The organism is Cupriavidus sp. GA3-3 (genome assembly GCF_000389805.1).
In the GTDB taxonomy this organism is placed as follows: domain Bacteria; phylum Pseudomonadota; class Gammaproteobacteria; order Burkholderiales; family Burkholderiaceae; genus Cupriavidus; species Cupriavidus necator_D.
The window spans coordinates 22,792-40,417 of sequence record NZ_KB944490.1 but is presented as its reverse complement, the minus strand read 5'-3'; the positions used below and the strand labels follow the sequence as shown (position 1 = coordinate 40,417).

Here is a 17,626-nt window from a genome sequence, read left to right as displayed (position 1 = left end):
GCGGCCGACGGCTGGGAGACAGCCGGGGACGACACCGACCGCCGCTTTAGCTAGGCCCGCTTGCTCTGTCCATTGCCGTATTCGGCGAGATAGCGATACTTGCCGAAGTAGTTGTGGGACCGGTACCAGCGTCCCTCGATCAGAAGGCCGTTGAAGAGCACGCCCTTGATGTCGGCGCCGGCCTGCTGGATGGCCCGTTGCGCCGCGATCAACTCGTCGGTGGTGGTCTTCTCGGCACGCGCGACGAGGAACACTACGCCAGCCTTGCTCGCCAGGATGCTCGCGTCGGCAGCGGCAAGCACTGGCGGGGTATCGATCAGCACGAGGTCATAGCGCGATTTGAGTTGCTCAAGCAGGGAATCTATGCTGGAAGTCAGCAGCAAATCCGCCGCGTGTGGTGGTTGCGTGCCGGTCGAGATAAAGTCCAGGCCGGGCGCCACTTGCCGCTGCAAAACCTGTTCCAGCGGCGCGCCCATCAGCAGTTCGGTCAAGCCTGGCCCGCGCCTGGCATCAAAGAGGCTCTGCAGGCTGCCGCGGCGCAGGTCGGCATCGATAAGCACCACGCGGCTGCCAGCGGCGGCAATCGCGGCAAAGTTCGCGCAGACAAAGGATTTGCCGACGCCCGGGGCGGGCCCGGTGATCATCACCGTCCGACTATTGCTCCCAGCCATGGCGAAACGCAATGCCGTGCGGAAGCTGCGCAGACTCTCCACGGCCGGGTCGTCCGGCTGCTGTAGTGCCAGCAGGTTGCCGCCGGATGGCAGCTCTGACTGCTGCTTGCTGAAGGGGATGGTCGAATAGACGGTCATCCCTGTCTGCCTCTCGATCTCGTCCGCGTCGGCCACGCCGCCATCGAGCATATGGCGCATGAAGATCGCCAGCAGGCCGGCAAGCAAGCCCAGGGCCAGCGACATCCCCGCAATCATCGCCCGATCAGGCCGCACTGGTTTGAGCGGCACATCGGCCGGGTCGACAATCCTCGCGGTTCCCACTTTGCTTGCCTTGACCAGTTTCAGCTGCTGCACCTCGTTTAGCAGCGTCTGAAGCAACTCAGTGCTGACCTTGACGTCGCGCATCAGGCGAAGCACATTCTGTTCCACATCCGGCAGCTTCTGGATCCGCCCGGATACACCGTTCAGCTGGCCGTTCAGGCCGGCAATCTGGTTGTCGATGAGTGCGATCGCCGGGTGATTGGAGGTAAAGCGTGCAGCCAGCTCCTGGCGCTTCTGCTGCAATTCCTGAAGCTTGGTCTGGATCTGTACCGACTGGCCCAGGATCAGCTTGGACTCCTCGCTGAGGTCGATGGTGCCGCGTTGATTGCGCATCGCGTTATACCGGGTCTCGGCCACATCGACCTGCTGCCTGAGCAGCGGCAGTTGTCCCTCGAGAAAGGCCAGCGACTTCTCGGCTTCAGCGGCTTTGCGGCGGATGTTCTGGTCAACATAGGCGTTACCGATCTCGTTGAGGACAGCTGCCGTCATGTCCGGCGAGATTCCCTCCAGCGACACGCCGATCACGCCGCTTTGCTTGCCACGCTCGCTGATCGCCAGCTTCTCCTGCAATCGCGTGATGGCCGCGCCGCGCGGCAGGCGACGGAGTACGAACTGGACACCGGGGCGTCCGTCGATCTGGCTGACCAGCATGGTGACCGTCCCGGTGGCCGTGCTGATCGTCAATGGCGATCCCACCTTGCCGGTAGCCTCGACATTGTCGCTGGCAAACCGCACCCTGTACGCGTCGTCACCCAGCGCGGTCAACGTGATCTTGCGTTCCTCCATGGGCGCTGGCACGTCGAGCTGGGCCACGGTGATCGATTCATGGCCCCACGCGAAGCCGCCCCATCCAAACAGCCCCGGGTGCGACAGTTCAGGATTGAAATTGGCGATTGCCGGGCCAATCAGCGGGAAATAGCGCGGTGCGGCTTCGATATACAGACGCAGGTCGTCGACCGCCTTGCCGACTACCATCCGTGAGCGCAGGAGTTCGATCTCCGCAGAAGCCGCGGGTTTGACGTCGAAAGCCGGCGAGACGCCGGCTGCGAGCTTGCCTATCGAGTTACCGCTCGAGTCCTCCACTTGTACCGTCATGTCGGTGCGGTAGACCGGCTTTGCCAGGATGGCGTAGATGAGACCGAGGCCGATGATGACTCCGGCGACGGACAGGAAGGTCCGTCGATAGCGGGCCAGCAAATCGAGATAGGAGGTGAGGTCCACTGCCGGCTCGCGCTCGTCCGCGCCAGCGGGGGCCTGGTATCGCGTACCGATCGGTTTCATGATGCCTCTCCTTGAACATGTGCGGGTGCAGCAGCAGCCCCCAGCCGTATAGACCATGATGCGATGCCCTGCTTGATCAGTTCCAGCACGATGCCGAACATCTTCGGCGAGCATCCATACGGATCCGGCACATCCGTGTGCGTATATTCGCAAAGCCGGTGGGTTTTCCCGCGCGCGTGCGGGAAAACCCGCTCGAGCTCGTCGCGTTGCTCGCTGTCCATCACGAGGATCAGATCTGCCGCCGCCACCAGTGCGTCATCGACGGCGCGTGCGCGGTGACCGACGATATCGAACCCCTCGCGTGCAAGCAGCCTGACAGCGTTCGGATCAGCGGGGGCGCCGACCGGCGGTGCGAGCCCGGCGGAAACCACCTCGCAAGCAGGCAGGACATGGCCCAGCAGGCAAGCCGCCATCGGGCTGCGACAGATGTTGCCGATGCACACCACCAGGATTGAGTGAACCATCTCTCGCATCCCACTATTTGAATGCCGTGGCCGAACTGAAAACGGGCTGTGTACTCGGCAGCAACTGGTTGATCACACGGCTCCAGCGGACCACTTCGCGTGCATTCACATAAACCACGTCCTTCGGTTCCAGCTCGAAGCCCTCGGCGATAGCCAGCGCCGCCGGAGAGTTGCCATCCAGGTGGAAGACATTGGGCTCGCCATCCACCGCCTTCCGAATCACGTAGATCTGCTCCGCATTGCCGGAATTCGGATTGACCCCACCGGCATCGCCAAGTGCCTCGTTCAGTGTCATCCGCCCGTTGCGCATCAGCAAGGAAGCCGGACGCACCACTTCGCCGGTGACGAAGATCTTGTTGTCTTCGCGCTGTTCCACGCGGACGATGTCGCCGGAGCGCAGCAGAATGCGGGATGGATCGATGCCCTTGGCGAGCAGCGCGGGGATGTTGACATACCAGCTGCGCTCGCCTCGGGTGATACGGATGCGGCTGTTGTCACCGGTCAGATTCAGCACGCCGCCGGCGCGATTGAGCGCTTCCACCAGAGTCATGGGCGCGTCGTCGATGGGCTGCATGCCAGGCAGCTTGACCTCGCCGTCGACATAGACACGCTGGCTGCGAAAGCCAAGCACACGCACGGTCATCTGGGGATTCCTGACCACTCGCGATAGCACACGCGCCATCTGGTCGCGAACATCGTTTGCCGTCTTTCCGGCCACCTTCATGACACCGGCGTAGGGGAACTGAATATCGCCATGTGCGCTGACCACATAGCCAGGCACGTTGGCGCCACCGCTCGACGAAGGGATTTCGAAGGAGGCGCCGATGCTGTAAGTCTGCGTGGGAAAGACCAGTTCCGGATGGTCCCATACCACGACCGAGATGATGTCCCCCGGGCCGATACGATAAGGCTGCGGCGTTGCGAACAGTTCCTGGACCCGATCGTTGTCCGTACGGGCCTTGTTGCGTTGCGCTTTCACCAGGTCCAGGGTGATCGGCGTGACCTTGGGCACGACTTCCGGCCCGATCGCGCTCACTACCGCCTTGTTGTCGAAGTACATGCCGGGCGATGCGGCGCAAGCCGCAAGCAGGCCGGTGGCCACAAGTATTGTCAGACTGGTCCGAGATTGAATGCGCCAATTGACTGGTCTCACGGCGGTCTCCTTGCTGATAGCAGCGGACATCGCACCGCACATGCCATGTCCCCCGACGAATGCATAGTAGGAGCGGCTGCTCCATGCTTCGGTGCGGTTGCGCACAGTCAGTACATGCACGTGAGAGCCGCGCTTCTGCGAGCGCCAGGCCGCTCCGCGCCGGCTTGCACGCCGGTCTTCGCACACACCCCTTCCCGGTGATCGCGGCATGGCCATCCAACTCAACCACGCCATTGCTTTTGCTCCTGGCGCTGACCCAATCACTAAACTGTGGCTTCGCATGCTTCGTCCAGCACGACAGCCAGACGCTGCGCCAGCTGCTGGAAGCTGTGGTTGCGTTCGACGTACTCCCGCCCGGCGCGCCCCATGCGCAGGCGGGCCTCGAGCGGCGCCGCGGCGATGTTGATGATGGCATCGGCCAGTGCCCGAGGCTGCTCCGCGCCGACCGTCAGTCCGGCCGCCGAATCGGCCACCGGATTGTTGGCGGCATTGGAGGCGATGACGACGGGGCGGGCCGCAGCCAAGTAGTCAAACAACTTGTTCATGCTGATCCCGTACCGGTACAGCCGCGGCAGGTCGCGCACGGCGATGACAAAGGCATCCGCCTCCATCGCCACGGCAGGGATGCGGAATTTCGGCACCGGGGGCTCAAAGCTGACATTGCTCAAGCCGAGCTGCCGCGCCTGCTCAATCAGTGCAGCCTTCATGCGGCCATCCCCCACCAGGCGCAGCACGATGTGCCGTCCCTCCGGACGCGATTGCACCAGCTTCATCGCCTGCAGCAAGTTGTCCAGGCCGTTGGCCTGCCCGTGGGCGCCGAAATACATCAGCGTGAATCGCCCGGATGGTTCCCCAGTGCGCTCAGGCGTGGGCGGGAACAGCGAAAGGTCCACGCCATTGGGTATCCAGGTGATGCGCTCCCTCGGGATGCCGAGCGGCGTGATGTACTCCCACGCATGCGGCAACAGCACAACGATGCGAGCGGCACGTCGGTACAACCACGTCTCCAGCTTGCGCAATGCCCAGGTCAGGAAGTCCCCTTCACGCAGACGGCCCATGTCCACCAGTGTTTGCGGCCACAGGTCGCGCACCTCGAATACGAATGGCACCTTGAAGCGGCGCGCCAGCAGGGCGCCCGCCGCCGCGGCAAAGGGATGGACGCTGGAGCCGATCACCACGTCCGGGCGCGGCAGACCGTGCGTGGTGCACCGACGCAATACACGCCAACTGTAGGCCAGCATGTTGAGCATTCGGCCGGCGCCATCGCCTTCGTATATGGGCGTGCGTACCCAGAGGAAGGGCACATCGCGAATACTGTCCAGGCGCGACAACTCGCCCGCCTCCAGCCGCTTCTCGCCGCTGCCGATCGCGGTGGCCGCGATGACGGTCGCCTGCCAGCCAGACGAGCTCAGGTGCTTTGCGAGATGGAAGTGTCTCGTGCCGCCTGTGCCGCCGGGCTCCTGGGCATAGTGATTGAGAATCCAGACATGCTTCATGGATGGACGGGATCGTTGGATGCTGGCGCGGATGTCATCGGCAGAGCTCGTCCAGTTGCCCTCCCGGTCTGGTAGGTCAGCAGAGCAATGCGGGCCCGCCAAGGACCTCCCCCCTCGCGACCACTTGTCGCCGCACAAGGACATGGTCACGGGCCGGAAACTGGAATACCTTGCCGTCGTCTGCGGCGTACTTGCCAATCCGGTCAAATACATCTAATCAAAGTCCGCAGCTAAAGGGAAGCGCATAGCGTGGCCCGGCCCACACTGCTCGACGGCGCACCGTAGCAAGCTCAAGACAGCTGGTCCACCAGGTCAATGTATTCGCTTTGCGTTCGGCGTCGCACCCAGCGCCATTGTTAGTGCACTGCGAAGTCCCGATAATTTTCTCGACTGGCCCAATCCTGTGAGTATCGGCCATTCGGCTTGCGTGGCGCCGATCCAGGACCGGCTCGTGGAACTGACAGCCATCATTCCCATCGGAGCATTGGCATATTCACACTGGAAATCTGAATGAGGCATATGACCCCGGAAGCCCTTTCCTGGCTACAGCGGATTCTGGCCGAGCGATTCGGCCATGGCTTTCACCTGCAAGCTGCTGGCGCGGACTTTGTCCACCTGTGCCTTGCTGGTTCCGGCCAGAGGTCGATTGAGATTGCCGCAGATCCCGGCACCTTCCGGCGCGCCGACTCTGAGCTCGCCTTCACGAGCTGGGACGCGCTTGCCGAGGGTTGGCAGCCGGCCCTCGGCAGTCCCTTGCCAGCGCCAGGCCTCGCGCGCGCACCGTCACCGCTGATCGAGGCGACCACTACCGGCTATCGCATCCACTATGACGTTCTCGGTCTAAGCTACTGGATGCTGTCGCGCCAGGAGGAGGTCGGCCGCTCCGACCTCGACAGCTACGGTCGTTTCCCGGCCAGCGCGTCGCATGCCGGGAAACATGGCTATCTGGAGCGGCCGGTGGTGGACGAATGGCTGCATATCCTTGGCCAGGTGATCAGCCGGCTATGGCCCGAACTGCAGCTCAGGCAGCAGCGGGCCAGCATGAAGGTGTCGCATGACGTGGATGTGCCCAGCCGCTATGGCTTTGCCTCTGCGGCGAGAATCATCCGCCGCATGGCGGGCGACATACTGATACGCCGGGACGTGAAAAGCGTGCTGCAGGCTCCCGTGATACGGCTTAAGACCCGGACCGCGCTGCATCCGACGGATCGGGTCAATACCTTCGACTGGATCATGGATGTTTCCGAGCGCCATGGACTGGTCAGCGCTTTCTACTTCATCTGTGGCTGTACCGACCCCAGCAAGGATGCCGACTACGAGCCCGAGCATCCCGCCATATGTGGACTGATGCAGCGCATCCATGCCCGCGGCCACGAAATCGGCCTGCATCCGAGCTTCAATACCTATCGCGCCCCCGAAAAGCTCCAGGCGGAGGCAAAGCGGCTGCGGCGGATATGCGAGCAGGAGAATATCGAACAGGAAGCATGGGGCGGCCGCATGCATTACCTGCGCTGGGAACACCCCACCACCATGCTTGGTTGGGAGCAGGCAGGCATGACCTACGACAGCACGCTCACCTACGCCGACCACGCCGGATTCCGCTGCGGAACCTGCTTCGAGTATCCGGCCTTCGACCCGGTCGCGGGAACGGCGCTGAACCTGCGCATCCGTCCGCTGATTGCGATGGAAGGCAGCGTCATTGGCTATATGGGGCTTGGAACCGGCGAAGCAGCCTGGAAGAAGTTCCGGGAACTGAAGGATACCTGCAAGGCGGTGAACGGCTGTTTCACGATGCTCTGGCATAACTCATCGCTCGGCAGTGCCGAAGAACGGGATCTGTACCAGGCGGTGCTTGAGCACTGACCAGCCATCGCATTGGCAAGCAGCCGGTCCGCACCCGCCAGGGCCGCCCTCGCCCGCAGGCGAACAGCGCCGCGATGCTTTTGTCCTTCAGCGCGAGCCGCCACGGCGAACCAGCGTAGGCCAGAACATCAGCTCGGCAATCATACGCTTGCTAGGACCGTAGCGCCCCATAAAGCTCGGAAAATACGCCGCGACGAAGTCCCGGTCGTCCACGCTTGCCGACTGCGTCAGTTCGTACAAGCGCACACCCAGCGCATGCAGTCCGGGCCATGTCGCATAGCCACCGGTAGGGAATGACTCCGCCTGGCCATAGGGTGGGTAGCCCTCCGAGCAATTGCCGGTGCCATTGTCGTAGTTCACCCGATACCAGCCATTGGCGCCGCTGAAGTAATTGGTGAACAGCGGGCGGTTCCAGTCCTGGTTCCACACGTGAAGACGCAGCTGGCGCGCAAAAGCGACCATGCTGTCGTGCGAGGGCAGGCTCGACGGGGAGATGCCGTATACCCGCACCATCTCTGCGCGATTGCGCTCGATGGCTTCAAAGAAATGCACCAGCCTGCGCGCATGGCTGATGTCCCAGCCGAGGTTGGCAACCGGCGCGAAGCGCTCGGCAGGGATTTGCGTCTGCGCCACGAAAACATCGGGCCTGGCCGGATCGCGCTTGCACACCACCGGCTTGTCGCGCCCGGTGTAGCCCGCGTACCGGTTGTCGTCATAGAGCCGCCAGAATCCCGCGTCGAGGTCAGCCACCATGGCGCTCTTGCCGGCCTTATCGTTCGCTCCGGGAGGCACCTGTACAGTGATACGCGCCGCAACCAGGCCCAGCAGCAAGTCCAGGTGCGCCTTCATGGTGGCAAAGCCGGCATCATCCTGGTCCAGGGCAAGCCCAGGCCGCGCGGCCAGCATGCCGGCCAGATCCGCGTAGATGGAGATCTGCCAAAGCTCCTTGTCGGTCAGGAACAGCTCGGACGAGCCATTCTTCACATCTTCCGGCCGGGCGGCGATCTGCTTGCGCAACGCACCCTGCGCCGCAGGGGTACTCCACCGCACCAGGTGCTCGCGCGCGATGCGCGCGGTCTGCTCGACAAAATCGCCGGGAGCCTCGGGCCGCGCCCGGCTCAAGCTGTTGGCAAGGCTGGTCGCGAATGCCAGGAACTGCGTGCTGCTGAGCATCACCTCGGTGTTGCGGAGCCGGATGTTGTGGCTGCACTCAGGACCGCCACGGCATATCCATGCTCGCCCCGGCCGGTTGCCGGGCGCAGGCTCCAGCTTCGCGTACGTGCTGGAGACGAGTTCGGCCAGCTGGTACAGCCGGTCGATCCGCTGGCAACGTTGCGCCATGGCCAGCAAGTTGTGAAAGTAGATCTCGAAATGGTATAGCGCGTAAGTATCGCCTGCTGCCAGTCGTTGCGCGATCAGCTCCTCTCGCACGAAGGCGAGGCCGCCTTGGTTCCAGCGGCGCCAGACGGCGTACTCGATCGGGCCGTCGCAGTTCAGCGCGTCGGGCATCAGGCCGCCGGATTGAGCCTGCGCTGCCGGCACAGTGCTGGCCAGCAGTACAACAAGGCCGCAGGCGCCCAGCAGCGCTGACGCAAGACGGCGGCGGACGAGCCTCATGCCAGCATCTCCTTGTGAAAGCGCGGCTGTTCAGCGCCGATCGTGGCGACCAGCCACCACGCCTGACTGGAAAAAGGGCAGAGCATTCGATCGCGCAGGGCTCTCTATACTTCTGCTGGTTGCACACCCGAATCGGCGGCCGAGAAGTGTCGGCATACCTGATTTCCGTTGTCCGTCTCCAGACTAGCGGATCCATGGCAGGCGCAACATCGTGCGGATGGCGATCAGCCGTCGGAAGGACGATATCGTTCAGAGGGATGGAGAGCGGACTTTTGTCAGCTCTGCTTCGCGGCTGCGCACCCCTGCCTGTGTCAGGGATGGCGTGCTTGTGCGCCGGCGCTTGTCTAGTGCGCAAGCCGTCGCGCCCCACGCCAGGGCGAAGATCGGGTCGTTGACGGATTTGGCGGTGGCCGCCAACGTCACTGCATAGAGGCTGAAGGCCAGCGCCAGTGCAACCTGCGGATCCGATGCGCCGCCCTTTTTGGCCAGCCAGGCCGACTGTACCAAGGCACAGCCCAGCAGGAGTACAAAGCCAAGAAAGCCCGCGAGCCCGTAGCTGACCCAGGCCGAAAGTGCGTTGTGCGCATAGCTTCCCATTTCGCCGATCTCCATCTCGGAAGCATAGCTTCCAAGCAGCGGATGCTCCATGATTATCCTGACGGCGTACTGCATCAGTTCGCTTCTTGCCTGATAGGAAGCCGATTCCTTGATCGCCAGAAGCTGCAGAATGCGCGAGTTGCCCTCAAGGATCTGGAAACTGATGGCGAGATAGGCGATACCAGCAACGCCCAGCGGAAGCCAGATCAGCGTGGTCCGCGACGCGCCTTCCCGAACCACCATGAGCATTGCGGCCACCACGAGGAATGCCATAAACTCGGACCTTGCCCCTAACAGGAACAATAGGGGTACGGCAATCACTGTAATCAGTGCTGCTCGCAATCCCGCATTCATCGCGAGCAGGACCAGGGCGACAACGGCGGCAGAACGGGCCAGCCCCTGATAGCCCGAGACCCGCACCGCATCACCAGCAAGCCTTTCGGTATCGTAGAACTGGCCATTCGATTGCCATGCGGCGATCGCCAGGAAGTAGACCAGTGAAAGGGAAAGTATCCAGCGCAGCCACTTCCCGTCCAGATCGAGGCTCCGTACTGCCGCGTAGACCACCAGCCAAAGGAACATCGCGCCGAGGTTATACAAATAGACGGCGGGGGATCCCTGCGCCCCCATGCCGAGCAGGAAATGCAGGCTTGACCATGCCACGGCAAACAGCAAATACAGCATGAAAGCTTGATCGATAAAAAGCGACCGTTCGCGCCCGACTATCATCGCGCCGGCGCCGAGTGCCAGCAGCGGGACACCGAGCACGACCGACATCGGGCCGAAGAAGCCGCCCAGCACCGGCGGAAAGAAACCGCCAGCAACCGCGGTGTGATAGTAGAAGTAACCCGGAAAGAGGGTGACGAAGACCACGCCGGCGCAGAATGAGAGGTACCTGCGCTTCATGATTGCCCTGTTGCCTCCCGTGTTGGTCGTCAATTCGGACGGAATTCCCGATCGCTATTGCATCCGTCGCGGTTTATCAGCCAGTGGAAGTCGCTGGCGTACAAGCCGCGGACAGTGCCTTTCCGCATGCAAGGCCCGGCCACGGATGTCTGCTGCCGTCCTATCCATCTAATCAAAGTCGCCGCTACTTTTGTAGCGCAGTGCGTGTCCAACCCAACACACAGCGGTATGGCAGCCCGGACTGGAAGGGTTTGCTTCTGGCGGAAAATCCGGTCCGCTCTGGCGAGCGCGGTTGCGCAGGCGGGCAAGCCCGCTGGCACACGCAGGACGCGCCGCCCGGAGTGCACACAGATGGGCAACGACGCGTCGGCGACGGACTTCACGCCAGAAGCCGTTCATAGAATTGCAGGAGCTTGTCTTGCTCGATCGCCCAGTTGTATTTCCTGACCACGTTGCGGCGGCCGTTCTCACCCATGCGGCGCGCCTCATGCGGGTGCGTCACCAGATAGTCGACGGCGTCGGCAATCGCCTTCGGATCCAGCGGGTCCACGCATATGCCGCTGTCGCTCTGCTCGACAATCTCACGCCAGAGCGGAAAGTTGGAGGCAATGGGCGGAATACCCGCTGCCATGTACTCGAACATCTTCACCGGCAACGCATCGAGAAAATTGATGATCGGGTGGAGCGTCACCAGGCCGGCCACTGACCGCTCCAGCACGGCCCGCACCCCGGCCCGGTCCAGGTACCCGAGGTCGTTGACGCTGGACCAGCCGGTGGTCGCCCTGACCTCGGACTCCAGGGCCCGGTCGCCGAACCGTCCCGCCAGATTCAGTCGGGCCCCGGATCGCATCAGCTCCAGCGCCATGAGGGTCTCGCGGATACCGCGACTTGAGTTTATGCCGCCGAGATAGCACACTTCTGCACGCTTATCTTCCCAGCGCACGGGACCGCCCAGTTCGTCGAGTATGGGGAAATTGTTGATGTCGACCGTGCATGGATTAATCGGCAGGAACTTGTCCCTGATATAGGGTGTGGCTGCCACGATGCCGTCGAATCTGCGACAGACCTGCCTCTCATACATGGAAAAGGCACCCGCAAGCGCTCGTAAGCGCCTCGGTCCCAGGTAGGGCTTGCTGAGCAATTGCTTGGGCACATCTTCATGCGAATCATAGATGACACGCTTGCCCATGCTCTTCAGCCTCAAGCCAATGGGAATCAGCTCCGGGTCGTGCAGGTGGTAGATATCAGCATTCAGCTTGATCGCCCGGCGCAGAACGCGCGCGGTGGTCCTGAAGACGCGGTTCACACGCCCCGGCAAGGTGCCAACATCGGTGATGAGCACCCCATCGCGGCTTTCGTCCCCGTTGCCGTCGGCCACCACCAGCGAGACCCGATAGCCATTGGCCGCCAGGCTACGGCAATGCTTGAGAAAGATGCGATCATCGTAGCGTGGATGAACGGAGGTGAGGTGGGCTACGTTAGGACTCTGCACTTCTTCTGCTCCGTTTTTACTCCGTTAACATCGCCACGACACCCTCTGAAAAAAGGGCGGCCGTTTTGCTCGCGGGTCGAGGCTTGACGCCGGCCATCGCCTACCCGAGAACAAACGGGCATGCTTGCCTGAAGATGGGAGCGTCGTCGCACTCACTTGCATCCAGATCGCGTTGCGGCAATTGCCTTATGTCCATCGTTGTCGCCCTTTCATGCCCGACCGGTGCCGGCGTGCGGCGCGCGCAAGGCACGCCGCAGCCAGAGTGCCGAGAGCGCCAGGAAGTAAATCGCGCAAGCAAGGGAGCGCCAGTCGGGCGCGCCGCTGTACAGCAGTAACGACGGCAGCGCCAAGGCGCAGAAGATGAGGATCCGCCTCGTATCGTGCGCCACCATTGCCCTGAGACCTACCCCTACTCGCGACATGAACAAGGCCAGCATCCAGAGATAGGCCAAGGCGCTTACCACCGAGAACGCGGCGATGCTTTGATCCGCCGGAACGCTGAATCCGTAACACGCCGCCAGCGTGGCCAGACGAACTGCGAAGGTGCTGAACTGCGCGGTCAGCTCCAGCTTCTGCAGTTCCATCACATCAGGCAGGCACGACAGCGGGGAAAACTGGAACTGAAAATAGATCCAGGGTGCCATCCAGCGCGCATAGTGGCCGGCCATGCGCCACCGTTCACCGAACACGGTGCCGAACAGGTCCGGTCCGGCGCAGATGAGCAGCACCAGCGCCGGGACACCGGCGTTGGCCAGCTTCCGGCGCAGTTCCTCGGCCACCTCCGGCAGGCGGCCTGCCCGCCTGGCGGCCGGGGCCTGGGCGAAGAAGACGCTGCCGATAGCGGCGCCGATCAGCGTGATCGGCGCTGACACCATGCGCAGTGCAAAGGCAAAGTGGCCCACCACGGCAGCACCGAACAATGCCGAGAAGATCAACGGGACCAGGTGTAGGCCCGCCACATTGAATACGGCCGTCCAGGTGGAATACAGCGGAAAGTCCTTGTAGCGGCGAGCCAGGGCAATGATTCGGACCAGCCTGATATTGCGGCCCTGCCTGCGCCGGACTTCCCTTATCAGGAAGAACAGTCCGCCGGTGCCATTGCCGATCACCGTTCCGCCCATCAAGGCAAGGACGCCGAGTCCGTGGCCGCCCAGCTGAACCAGATTCCCGATCAAGGACCGCAGCAGCCTGGTCTGCGCCAGCTGGCCGAAGTACTGCATCCTGACCATCCATCTCTCAATCACAGTGTAGAGGCCGGCCGAAGCAACGCCGAAGGGAAGCAGCCAGAGAACGTTGGTGTCGATCGACCAATTCAGGGCCAGGATCAGCGCATCGCCGAACCACAGCACGCCGAGCCCGCATAGCGCGGTAGTCGACGCAACGCATAGCAGGCACAACACCACCAGGTTCTCGGCATCGCGATCGTTGGCGGGTAGCGCGATCGACAAGTCGTAGCGCAGGCAGGCAACAACGCCGAAGAATGCCAGCAGGGCCGTGAAGACCGCCGCGGCGCCGAAATCCTGCGGTGCATAAAGGCGCGTCAGAATCGGCGCTGCCGCAAGGGTGAGTATCTGCGCGGTGGCCTGCCCGCCGACCAGCAGGCCAACGCTCCTGCCCACGCGCGGCTTCGCCGCCGCGTTGGGCTCAGTGGCAAGCGTTTGTTTGTTCAAGGCAAAACTCGCTCCGGCTGGCACATGACATGTTGGAGAATCGCCGAACAGATGGCCTGCTGGCTCGTCATGTCGAGGTAAGGATGCATCGGCAGGCTCAACACCTGCCGCGCCAATGCGTCGCCGATCGGCAGGCGGGCATGGGGAGTGGCCACCGCGGGCTGTCGGTTCAGCGGCAGCGGATAGTGCACGACGGTGGGGATCCCGGCGGCCCTCAGCCGGTCCTGCAAGGTTTCGCGATCGGGCACCCGGATCGTGTACTGCGCATACACGCTGATGTTGTGTGGTTCGATATGCGGCGTGGCCTCGATTCCCCCGCGGCGGAACAGCTCTCCGTACCGCGCCGCCACTTGCTGGCGCATCGCCACCTCCTCATCGAAGATTGACAGCTTCGCCAGCAGGATGGCCGCCTGCAATGTATCCAGGCGGCTGTTCACGCCAACGCGGACATGGTGGTAGCGCCGCTCCTGGCCGTGATGGGCGATCTGGCGTATCCGCTTGCCCAGCTCGTGGTCGTTGGTAAAGATCGCCCCGCCGTCGCCATAGCAGCCCAGCGGCTTGCTGGGAAAGAAGCTGGTACAGGCTATCGTGGACAGATTGCAGCTGCTGCGGCCTTTGTAGGAGGCGCCGAAGCTCTGCGCGGCATCCTCGATGACCGGTACGCCGTGGCGCGCGGCAATGGCATTGATGGGGTCGAAATCGGCGCATTGGCCATACAGGCTGACCGGGACGATGGCCCTGGTGCGTGGCGTAATAGCGGCTTCAAGTGCCGCCGGGTCCAGGTTACAGGTGCGCGGATCCACGTCTACATAGATCGGCTTTGCTCCCAGCAGCGCGACGGTTTCAGCGGTGGCAATATAGGTAAAGCCCGGCATGATGACTTCATCGCCGGCGCCGATCCCTAGCGCCATCTGGGCGATCTGCAGCGCATCCGTACCGTTGGCGCAACTGATGCAATACCTGGCGCCGGTATAGTCCGCCAGCCGCTGCTCCAGTTCCTCGACCTCCGGACCCAGGATGTATTGACCGTGCGCCAGCACCCGCTGGATGCCGGCGTCAATCCTGTACTTGATGCGGGCTTGCTGGGTTTTGAGGTCGATGAACTCGATCATTGCTGATCTCCTCTGCAGACGGCATTCGGGCAAGCCTGGCCACTGTCCCAGGCACCTCAGGCACCTCAGGCACCTCAGGCGGCAGCCTTGCGCAGCGTGGCGCCATCCAGGACGTAGCGTTGCCCGCTGTTCGGGCAGACGGCCTCACCCTCACCACGCACCGGCAGGTCGAGCTGCTCGCCGAATTCGCTCATCCAGCCGATCTGACGTGCCGGCACGCCGACCATCAGCGCGTAGGCGGGCACGTCCTTGTTGATGACAGCGCCGGCGCCGACGAAGGCATATTCGCCAATCGCCACGCCGCAGACGATGGTGCAGTTGGCGCCCAGCGTTGCGCCCCGCTTCACCAGAGTGTCGCGGTACTCGCCCTTGCGCTCGATCAGCGAGCGAGGGTTATATACATTGGTGAACACCATGCTTGGACCGCAAAAGACGCCATCTTCCAGCGTGACGTTGTCGTAGACGGAGACGTTGTTCTGCACCTTGACGTGGTCGCCGATGACGACACGGTTGCCAACGAACACGTTCTGGCCGAGCGAGCACTGCCTGCCGATGCGCGCGCCGGCGCAAACATGCGCAAAATGCCAGACGCGCGATCCGTCTCCGATCTGTGCGCCCTCATCGATGACGGCAGATGGATGTATCTGGTAGGTCATTAGAGCCTCAGGCAAGAAGTTGCTGCAGGAAAGGATGGGCTTCGCCGTCGCGGGGCGCTGCCGGGCGTGCCGAGCGGATCGCATTGACAGTTTCAATGCAGTGGCGCGCGTCATCCAGGCCGTAGCCCCGGCCCGCAAGTACCTCCCGGTAGCTGACGGTGTGCAGGTCGGTGAAGCCTTCCGAGAACTCGATCTCCGCGCCGTCCACGGTGATCGAGCGATAGGTCGGCTTCCTGCCTTTCACCGCCGCGGGCAAGTCGCCGGCATCGACCGACAGGAACCAGCGCACACGCGCATTCTCGTACTCGAGGTAGCCGGCCGCCTTGTTGTCCGTGCTGTGGTGCACGACATTGTGCTGCACCCTCCCGAAGATGAAGTGCAACATGTCGTAGAAGTGCACGCCGATGTTTGTGGCCAGGCCGAAGGATTTGCGCGTGTCGCCCTTCCAGCTCTCCATATACCACTTGCCGCGCGAGGTAATGTAGGTCAGCTCGACCTCGTGCTTGTGCCCGTTGCGCTCACGGCCGACCTTGTCCTTGAGGTCGAGGATGGCCTGGTGGTGGCGCAGCTGCAGGATGTTGAACACGCGCCGACCGGTCTCTCGCTCGACCAGGGCAAGCTCATCGAGCAACTCGGGCGTCGGTACCAGCGGCTTTTCGCAGATCACGTCACATCCCAGGCGCAAGCCGGCTGAGATATGAGACTGGTGCAGGTAGTTCGGCGAGCAGATGGCGACGTAGTCCAGCGCCGCGCCGGGCTGGCGACGCAGTCGCCAGGCATGGTCATAGAAGCGCTCGAACTCGGTGAAAAACTCGCTCTGGGGCGAGATGCTGTCGATGATGCCCACGGAATCATTGATGTCATAGGCCGACACCAGCTGGTTGCCGGTATCCCTGATGGCCGTCATGTGGCGGGGCGCAATGTAGCCGGCCGCGCCGATCAGTGCGAATCGCTTCACGATAGCGCTCCCCGTATGCTCAGGCCTTGACAACATTGGCTTCTGGCGAGCGATACCTGCCGCGGCTGTCGACGAGGAGCTTTGCATGCTGGCGGATCAGAAGATAGTCGAAGCTATCGTGATCGGTGGCCAGCACCACGGCGTCGAAGCCACATAGCGATTCGCCGTCAAGCGGCACGCTCGATAGCTCGAAATGGTGTTCGCGCATCTTCGGAAACACGGGGACATGCGGGTCGCTGTATGCGACCGTCGCGCCCCGAGCGCGGATCAGTTCCATGATCTCGACAGAGGGAGACTCGCGCATGTCATCGACGTTCTTCTTGTAGGCAATGCCCAGCACCAGAACCCGGCAGCCTTTGAGCGCCTTGCCCTGCTGGTTCAGCCCCTCCGTCAGCCGGGCGACGACATACTCTGGCATGGCCTTGTTGACTTCGCCCGACAACTCAATGAAGCGGGTATGCAAGCCGTACTCGCGGGCCTTCCAGGTCAGGTAGAAGGGGTCGATGGGAATGCAGTGCCCGCCCAGGCCCGGCCCCGGGTAGTACGCGGTGAAACCGAATGGCTTGGTGGAGGCGGCATCGATGACTTCGAAAATGTCGATCCCCATCCGCGTGGCCACGATCTTCATTTCGTTGACCAGGCCGATGTTCACGGCGCGATGAATGTTCTCAAGCAGCTTGGTCATCTCGGCCGCCTTGGTCGAACTGACCGGCACCACACGGTCGATCGCCGCTTCATACAGCGCAATGCCGACCTTGCGGCAGCCCGGCGTCTGTCCGCCGACGATCTTGGGAATGCTGCGGGTTTCAAACTTGCCATTGCCCGGGTCCTCGCGTTCCGGCGAATAGACCAGGAAGATGTTGTTGCCCACCTCCAGCCCGCCTTCCTGCAAGCGCGGCAGCAATTCTTCCTCGGTTGTGCCGGGGTAGGTGGTACTTTCCAGTGATACCACCTGCCCGATGCGCAGGTACTTCTTGATGGCATCCGTCGTATTGATGACAAAGCTCATGTCGGGTTCGCGATGCTTGTTGAGCGGCGTCGGCACGCACAGGATGATTGCATCGCACTCGCCCACGCGCTCGAAATCCGTAGTCGCCTCAAATCCGGTCTCGCGGGCATGGGCAATGCCGCGTGCGGGGATATGCTCGATATAACTCTCGCCGGCATTGAGTTTGTCGACCTTGTTCCCGTCGATATCTATACCCAGCACGCGGAATCCAATCGCACAGTAGCGCAGCATCAAAGGCAGGCCGACATAGCCCAGGCCGACGATGCCGATAATGGACTCCCGGTTCTTGATCCGGTCGATGAGGTCTTTGGCGATTGGGCTCGGCATGGTGGAATCTGCTTCGTTGTGGTGAATCGAAGA

At 62.6% G+C, this 17,626-nt stretch carries 13 protein-coding genes; 1 reads left to right on the top strand and 12 read right to left on the bottom strand.

Translation table 11 applies throughout. The features are described from left to right. Positions 1–50: 50 nt before the first annotated feature. From C265_RS21580 to C265_RS21565, 4 genes are all read right to left on the bottom strand, one after another. On the bottom strand, positions 51–2,273 hold the full coding sequence (locus C265_RS21580; protein ID WP_010811128.1) for a polysaccharide biosynthesis tyrosine autokinase: 2,223 nt from the start codon (positions 2,271–2,273) through the stop codon (positions 51–53). Next, positions 2,270–2,737 carry a low molecular weight protein-tyrosine-phosphatase gene (locus tag C265_RS21575; protein WP_037025038.1) on the bottom strand — a complete coding sequence of 156 codons (468 nt, stop codon included), beginning with the start codon at positions 2,735–2,737 and terminating at the stop codon, positions 2,270–2,272. The genes C265_RS21580 and C265_RS21575 overlap by 4 nt, the downstream gene beginning before the upstream one ends. A gap of 13 nt (positions 2,738–2,750) precedes the next feature. Continuing rightward, positions 2,751–3,797, bottom strand: coding sequence for a polysaccharide biosynthesis/export family protein (locus C265_RS21570; RefSeq protein WP_051398585.1), 1,047 nt, complete (start codon positions 3,795–3,797; stop codon positions 2,751–2,753). Positions 3,798–4,153: 356 nt separating this feature from the next. After that, complete coding sequence (locus C265_RS21565; RefSeq protein ID WP_010811125.1) at positions 4,154–5,386, bottom strand: glycosyltransferase family 4 protein; 1,233 nt, start codon at positions 5,384–5,386, stop codon at positions 4,154–4,156. Positions 5,387–5,896: 510 nt separating this feature from the next. Here C265_RS21565 and C265_RS21555 point away from each other — a divergent pair. Further along, the gene (locus C265_RS21555; protein WP_037024995.1) at positions 5,897–7,249 is read left to right on the top strand and encodes a polysaccharide deacetylase family protein; all 1,353 of its coding nucleotides are present in this window, start codon (positions 5,897–5,899) and stop codon (positions 7,247–7,249) included. 87 nt (positions 7,250–7,336) lie between these two features. On the opposite strand, the gene C265_RS21550 is transcribed toward C265_RS21555, so the two are convergent. From C265_RS21550 to wbpA, 8 genes are all read right to left on the bottom strand, one after another. After that, a complete protein-coding gene (locus tag C265_RS21550; RefSeq protein WP_010811122.1) occupies positions 7,337–8,866 on the bottom strand; it encodes a hypothetical protein in 1,530 nt (509 codons plus the stop codon). A gap of 249 nt (positions 8,867–9,115) precedes the next feature. After that, positions 9,116–10,369, bottom strand: a complete 1,254-nt coding sequence (locus C265_RS21545; RefSeq protein ID WP_010811121.1) for an O-antigen ligase — start codon at positions 10,367–10,369, stop codon at positions 9,116–9,118. Between the two features lie 379 nt (positions 10,370–10,748). Then, positions 10,749–11,861, bottom strand: coding sequence for a glycosyltransferase family 4 protein (locus tag C265_RS21540; protein ID WP_010811120.1), 1,113 nt, complete (start codon positions 11,859–11,861; stop codon positions 10,749–10,751). Positions 11,862–12,070: 209 nt separating this feature from the next. Beyond that, entirely contained in the window at positions 12,071–13,531 is a 1,461-nt protein-coding gene (locus tag C265_RS21535; protein WP_010811119.1) for a lipopolysaccharide biosynthesis protein, read from the bottom strand. Continuing rightward, entirely contained in the window at positions 13,528–14,643 is a 1,116-nt protein-coding gene (locus C265_RS21530) for a DegT/DnrJ/EryC1/StrS aminotransferase family protein (RefSeq protein ID WP_010811118.1), read from the bottom strand. The genes C265_RS21535 and C265_RS21530 overlap by 4 nt, the downstream gene beginning before the upstream one ends. A gap of 74 nt (positions 14,644–14,717) precedes the next feature. After that, positions 14,718–15,299, bottom strand: coding sequence for a UDP-2-acetamido-3-amino-2,3-dideoxy-D-glucuronate N-acetyltransferase (gene wbpD / locus C265_RS21525; protein ID WP_010811117.1), 582 nt, complete (start codon positions 15,297–15,299; stop codon positions 14,718–14,720). 7 nt (positions 15,300–15,306) lie between these two features. Next, positions 15,307–16,257, bottom strand: coding sequence for a Gfo/Idh/MocA family protein (locus C265_RS21520; RefSeq protein ID WP_010811116.1), 951 nt, complete (start codon positions 16,255–16,257; stop codon positions 15,307–15,309). Positions 16,258–16,276: 19 nt separating this feature from the next. Further along, entirely contained in the window at positions 16,277–17,593 is a 1,317-nt protein-coding gene (wbpA, locus tag C265_RS21515; RefSeq protein ID WP_010811115.1) for a UDP-N-acetyl-D-glucosamine 6-dehydrogenase, read from the bottom strand. Positions 17,594–17,626: the final 33 nt, after the last annotated feature.